The 4,992-nt window shown below is 70.3% G+C and carries 7 protein-coding genes and 1 pseudogene; all 8 read right to left on the bottom strand.

Features of this window, described 5'->3' with window-relative positions; translation table 11 throughout:
• A pseudogene (locus GM676_RS31045) lies at nt 1-236 on the bottom strand (c-type cytochrome); the annotation flags it as partial.
• A complete protein-coding gene (sctU, locus tag GM676_RS31040; protein WP_371866419.1) occupies nt 233-1,354 on the bottom strand; it encodes a type III secretion system export apparatus subunit SctU in 1,122 nt (373 codons plus the stop codon). The gene sctU and the pseudogene GM676_RS31045, both read right to left, overlap by 4 nt.
• A gap of 18 nt (nt 1,355-1,372) precedes the next feature.
• Nucleotides 1,373-2,167, bottom strand: coding sequence for an EscT/YscT/HrcT family type III secretion system export apparatus protein (locus GM676_RS31035; protein ID WP_155468420.1), 795 nt, complete (start codon nt 2,165-2,167; stop codon nt 1,373-1,375).
• Nucleotides 2,168-2,170: 3 nt separating this feature from the next.
• Complete coding sequence (sctS, locus tag GM676_RS31030) at nt 2,171-2,434, bottom strand: type III secretion system export apparatus subunit SctS (protein WP_155468419.1); 264 nt, start codon at nt 2,432-2,434, stop codon at nt 2,171-2,173.
• 14 nt (nt 2,435-2,448) lie between these two features.
• Nucleotides 2,449-3,102, bottom strand: a complete 654-nt coding sequence (sctR, locus tag GM676_RS31025) for a type III secretion system export apparatus subunit SctR (protein WP_155468418.1) — start codon at nt 3,100-3,102, stop codon at nt 2,449-2,451.
• Complete coding sequence (locus tag GM676_RS31020) at nt 3,096-3,596, bottom strand: FliM/FliN family flagellar motor switch protein (protein WP_170304394.1); 501 nt, start codon at nt 3,594-3,596, stop codon at nt 3,096-3,098. The genes sctR and GM676_RS31020 overlap by 7 nt, the downstream gene beginning before the upstream one ends.
• Before the next feature lie 35 nt (nt 3,597-3,631).
• Nucleotides 3,632-4,543 carry a hypothetical protein gene (locus GM676_RS31015; RefSeq protein WP_155468416.1) on the bottom strand — a complete coding sequence of 304 codons (912 nt, stop codon included), beginning with the start codon at nt 4,541-4,543 and terminating at the stop codon, nt 3,632-3,634.
• A gap of 51 nt (nt 4,544-4,594) precedes the next feature.
• A partial coding sequence (locus GM676_RS31690; protein WP_170304393.1) for a hypothetical protein occupies nt 4,595-4,992 on the bottom strand: 398 nt, incomplete at its 5' end.

Raw genomic sequence — 4,992 nt, 5'->3', positions numbered from 1 at the left:
CGCGCACCGGCGCCAGCCGGCGGCACCGTCGCATCGATCGCGTCGACCGCGCCGGTACCGCCAGCCGCATCGCTCACACCGACAGCATCGCTCGCGCCGCCCGCCTCTGCCGCCTTTGCCGCCATCGCATCGGCCGCGCCCATCACCCCCATCGCGCCGGCCGCGCGGCCGGACACCGTGCCCGCCGCATCCGCCGGCGCTGCGGCGGCGGGCGCCGCCCTGTCGCCCGCCCTCACGCCGCGTCCCCGGACGGACGATACGCGGCCGGCGGCTCGCCCAGACTCTCCAGCTCGACCTCGCGCCCCTGGTCCTGCATCGCCACCAGCTCGTTGACCACGGCGTACACCTGGGCCACCGCCTCGTAGCTGGCCTTGGGGATCACGCTGTCCTCGCGGCAGGTCGCGTACAGCGTGCGCGCCAGCCACACGTGGCGGATCACCGGGATATTGAATTCGCGCGCGCGCCGTATCATGGCCTGGGCGATATCGTCCTTGCCCTTGGCCAGCACCACCGGCACCATCGCCTCCGCCGGGTCGTAGAACATGGCCACCGCGAAGTGGGTCGGATTGACCACCACCGCGTTGGCCTGCTGCGTCTTGGCGGCCGGCGCCTCGTTGGCCCATTGCCGCGCCAGCTGCTTGCGCTGGCCCTTGACCATCGGGTCGCCCTCCGATTCCTTGTACTCGCGCTTGATCTCCTCCTTGTCCATCATCAGCTCTTTCTTGTGGAAGAATTTCTGCACGCCCAGGTCGACCACGCTGGTGACCAGACAGATCACCAGCACCACGTGGAACACCGCGCGCAGCATCTCGATGAAGCCGAAATAGGCGTCGCGCGGGGCGCCGCCGGACAGGCCGATGATGGCCGGCAGGTCGGCGTACACCAGCACATACACCAGCCAGCCGACCAGCGCCGCCTTGGCCACCGAGATCAGCACCTCGAACAGCTTTTTCTTGGAAAAGATGCCCTTGATGCCATTCATCGGATTGAGCTTGTCGAACTTCATGGTGGCCGCCTCGGGCGCGATCAGGATGCCGAACTGGCCCCAGTGGGAAATGATACCGACCGGGATGCACACCACGAAGAACACGCCGAACACGATCAGCAGCAACAGCCCGGCGCCGCTGGCCATCTCCTCCAGCGCCGGGCGGAACGGCCGGCCCACGCTGGCGATGCTCAGCTCCATCAGCGAATGGATCGCCTCGCGCCACAGCTGCTCCGTGACGAAGGCGATCTCGGCCACCACCAGCAGCGGCCCCAGCTTGGCGAGGTCGCGGCTCATGGCGATCTGCCCCTTCTTGCGGGCGTCGTCCAGCTTCTTCTCGGTGGGTTCTTCGGTCTTGTCGTCGCTCACGGCGTCTCCCGGGCCGCGCTAGCGCGGACTCAACTGTAGCAACTCCGCCACGAGGTCGAGCAGGCGGGCGAAATCGCCCGCGATGTAATGCGAAAAGGTGGGCCAGAACGCCAGCAGCACGAACATCCCCACCAGGCTCTTGACCGGCGCCGAGGCCGAGCTCACCTGCAGGTTGGAGGCGAACACGCTGACCATGGCGAACCCGAACTCGACGAACAGCAGCGGAATGATCACCGGCGCGCCGTACACGATGATGTGCCAGAAGAACTCGCCCACGCGCTTGATCAGCACCTCGACGTGGCCGGGCGCGAACGGCGGCGTGAAATCGAAGGCCGGCCACAGGCCGTAGCTCTCGATCAGGATGCGCGCCAGCGCCACGAACAGGCCGGCCTGCATCATCACCACCACCGTGGCCTGCAACAGCATGCCGCCCAGCGCGCTGGCGTCGCGGTCGACCGAGGCGTTGTTGGCCTGCACCTGCACCGCCGCGCGCTGGCTGTCGAGGATGGCCGCCACCGACTGCGTGGCCCAGAACGGCACCGACAGCATCACCCCCAGCAGCAGGCCCAGCATGGATTCCTTGATCGCCAGGCAGCCGGCCACGATGAAGTCCGGCGGCGTCGCCTGCACATAGTAAAAGGTCGGCACCACCGCCGGCAGCGCCATCGCCATGGCGGCCAGGTAGCGCGCCGCGCCCTGCAGGGTGCTCAGGCCGAAGCCCGGCAGGATCAGCAGGCAGACGATGGCGCGCGGCGCGATCAGCGCCATGGCGATGGCCGCGTTGTTGATGTCGATCAGCAGCGAGGTCGGCATGGGTCAGCGGCCGATGTCCGGCACCATGGTGAAGGCCAGGTTGGTCAGCTCGATCAGCTCGACCCCGATCCAGCGCCCCATGGCGGCCAGCGTGCAGCCGACCGCCACCAGCTTGACCACGTAGGGCAGGGTCTGGTCCTGGACCTGGGTCACCGCCTGGATCAGCGACACCGCCACGCCGCAGGCGGCGGCGATGATCAGCGGCGGCGCCGACAGCAGGATCGCCATCATCATGCCTTGCTGGAAGTAATTCAGGGTATCAGCCATGGGGGCACCTTTCGTCAGACATAGGACATCGCCAGCGCGTTGAGCAGCTTGGCCCAGCCGTCCACCAGCGTGAACAGCAGCAGTTTCAGGGGGATCGTGATGGTCTGCGGGCTGACCTGCTGCATGCCCAGCGCCATCAGCAGATTGGACACCAGCAGGTCGATCACCACGAACGGGATGTAGATCAGGAAGCCGATCTCGTAACCGGCCTGCAACTCCGACACCACGTGGGCCGGGATCAGGATCAGCGCGTCGCTGCTGGTGGCCTCCGCCGCCATCTCCTTGGGCCACAGCTTCTTGGCCGAGTTCAGGAACAGCTCGCGGTGCTCCGGGCGGCTGGTCTTGAGCATGAAGTCGCGCATCGGCTCGAACGCGCCGCCCAGGTGCTGCAACAGCGGCGTGCTGCGCGCGGCGGCGGTGTCGACGCTCATCACCCGCTTGCCGACCTCCTGCACCGTGGGCGCCATGACAAACACGCTCAGCGCCAGCGAGATGCCGTAGATCGCCAGCGTGGGCGGCACCTGCTGCACCCCCACCGCGTTGCGCAGCACCATCAGCACCAGCGAGATCTTCAGGAACGAGGTGGTGGTCACCACGATCATCGGGATGAAGGACAGCAGCGCCAGCAGCAGCGAGAACGAGACGACGTCGAACTGGGTGCTCAGCATGCCGCGCCCCAGTGCGTGACGCGGATGCCGAGCCGGCCCTCGACGTCGACGATCTCGCCGCGGCCCAGCGTGGTCCCGCCCGACACGATGGCGACCGCGGCCGGCGAGCCGCCGTCGAACTGCACCACCGCGCCCGCGCCCAGCGTCCTCAGCTCGGCCAGCGGCAGCGCCACGCGGCCCAGTTCGAAGCCGACGGTGACCGGAACGGCGTCCAGGCCGTCGGGCAGATCGTCCGCGTCGAAGTCCGCCGCCAGGGCGCCGGCGCCCTCCGCCGCGTACTCGGTCTCGTACTCGGCCTCTTGTCCCGCCTCGCGCCGCGCTTGCCAGGCGGCCTCGTGCCCGTCCTCATGTTCGTGCCCGTGCCCGTGTCCGTGCTCGTGCCCGCCCTCATGCTCGCGTCCGGCCTCGTACGCCACGGCGTCACCGGCGTCGTACGCCACCTCCCCGGCCCGCTCCGGCGCCATCGCGCCCTGGTGATCCAACTCGTCGCTCATCACATCATGCTCCATTCAGTATGTCGAGAAATCGCTCAGGCGGCGCCCGTCCGCGCATCCAGCACTTCCAGCGCGTTCGGCGCCGCATAGCGCAGCCGCAGCCGCACATGCCCCAGCCGCATCCAGCCGGCGCCGTCGGTCCCGAAGCAAGGACTGTCCGGCACGATGACGTCGCCGGGCGCCAGCGTGCGCAACACGCAGGCCGGCAACGTGTGCCGCGCCAGCAGCACCGTTTCCTGCGTCTCCAGCGCCAGCGACAGCGTGTCCGCCGCCGGCATGCGTTCGCGCGCCCAGCCGCCGCCGGCCAGCAAATCCAGCCACACGGCGGCCGGCGCCCGCGCGCGCGCCTCCAGCAGATGCTGGCCGGAGCTCAGCGTCAGCCGCAGGCAGCAGTTGTCCTCCGGGTCCGGCGGGCCGCCCGGCGTGGTGACGCTGGCGCCGGCCAGCGGCGTGTCCGCCAGCCGGGCCGCCAGCGCGGCGGCATACCATGGCCGGGAGGCGGCGTCCGCTTCACGCGGACCGGGATGGATGCCGGTCAGGCCGTGCAGCAGGCGCGCGCCGCCGGCGATCTCAAGCAGGCCCGCCGGGGTCGCCAGCCACAGGGAGTCGGCCCAGGGCGCAGCGTCGGCCCAAGGTGCGGCGTCGGCCCAAGGTGCGACGTCGGCCCAAGGTGCGGCGTCGGCTCGGAGCCCGGCCTCGGCACCGGCACCGGCCTCGGCGCCGGGGTTGGCGCCGGTGTCGGCGACGGCATCGACCGGCCGCAACGCCAGCACGGCCGTCGCCAGCACGGCAATGCGGCCGCGTCCCACCGCCCGGGCCAGCCGGGCCTGTTGCTGGCTGAGCCGGGTGGGCGCCGCCGCAGGGCCGGCGCGGCGCGCCTGCGGCGCCCCGGCGGGAAAAATGACAGCGGCGCTGGCGCGCGCTGGAGGGATATCGGTGTCGGCCATGGTGGGCGGTTCACGGGCTGGGTTGATCGGGATGGCGCGTGAACCCGGCCGCTACAGCACGGTGATGTTCACATTCCTTTGGGTAAGTCGCTCCATCCGCCCCTCCAGTTCCATGCGTTGCCGGCGCAGGCGGCCGGCCAGTTGCTCGGAGGCCGGCGACAGCAGGTAGGACAGCGCCGTGGCCTGGCCGTTGACGACCACGCCCATGCGCTCGCCGTTCGGCAGCACCACGTCGAAAATGCCATCGTTGCCGCCGGCCGGCAGCAGCTGCGCCAGTTCCGCGCAATCGAGCCCCGCATCCGCCGCCGCTGCCTGCCGCGCGGCATTCGGCGCCGCCCGCCCACCGCCCGCCGCCCCCTCGTCCGCCAAGCCCATCGCATCCATCGCGTCCAGCGTGCCCCGCTCGCCGAACGGCCCGGACGGCGTGCCACCGTCCCAGCCGGCCAGCG

This window comes from Duganella radicis, assembly GCF_009720825.1.
In the GTDB taxonomy this organism is placed as follows: Bacteria; Pseudomonadota; Gammaproteobacteria; order Burkholderiales; family Burkholderiaceae_D; genus Rugamonas; species Rugamonas radicis.
This window is presented reverse-complemented; position numbering and strand designations above follow the sequence as displayed.

Coding starts and splice junctions, on each gene's coding strand:
- GM676_RS31035 (WP_155468420.1), bottom strand. CDS start 2,167: ATGCCGACCTCGCTGCTGATCGACATCAACAACGCGGCCATCGCCATG.
- sctS (WP_155468419.1), bottom strand. CDS start 2,434: ATGGCTGATACCCTGAATTACTTCCAGCAAGGCATGATGATGGCGATC.
- sctR (WP_155468418.1), bottom strand. CDS start 3,102: ATGCTGAGCACCCAGTTCGACGTCGTCTCGTTCTCGCTGCTGCTGGCG.
- GM676_RS31020 (WP_170304394.1), bottom strand. CDS start 3,596: ATGAGCGACGAGTTGGATCACCAGGGCGCGATGGCGCCGGAGCGGGCC.
- GM676_RS31015 (WP_155468416.1), bottom strand. CDS start 4,543: ATGGCCGACACCGATATCCCTCCAGCGCGCGCCAGCGCCGCTGTCATT.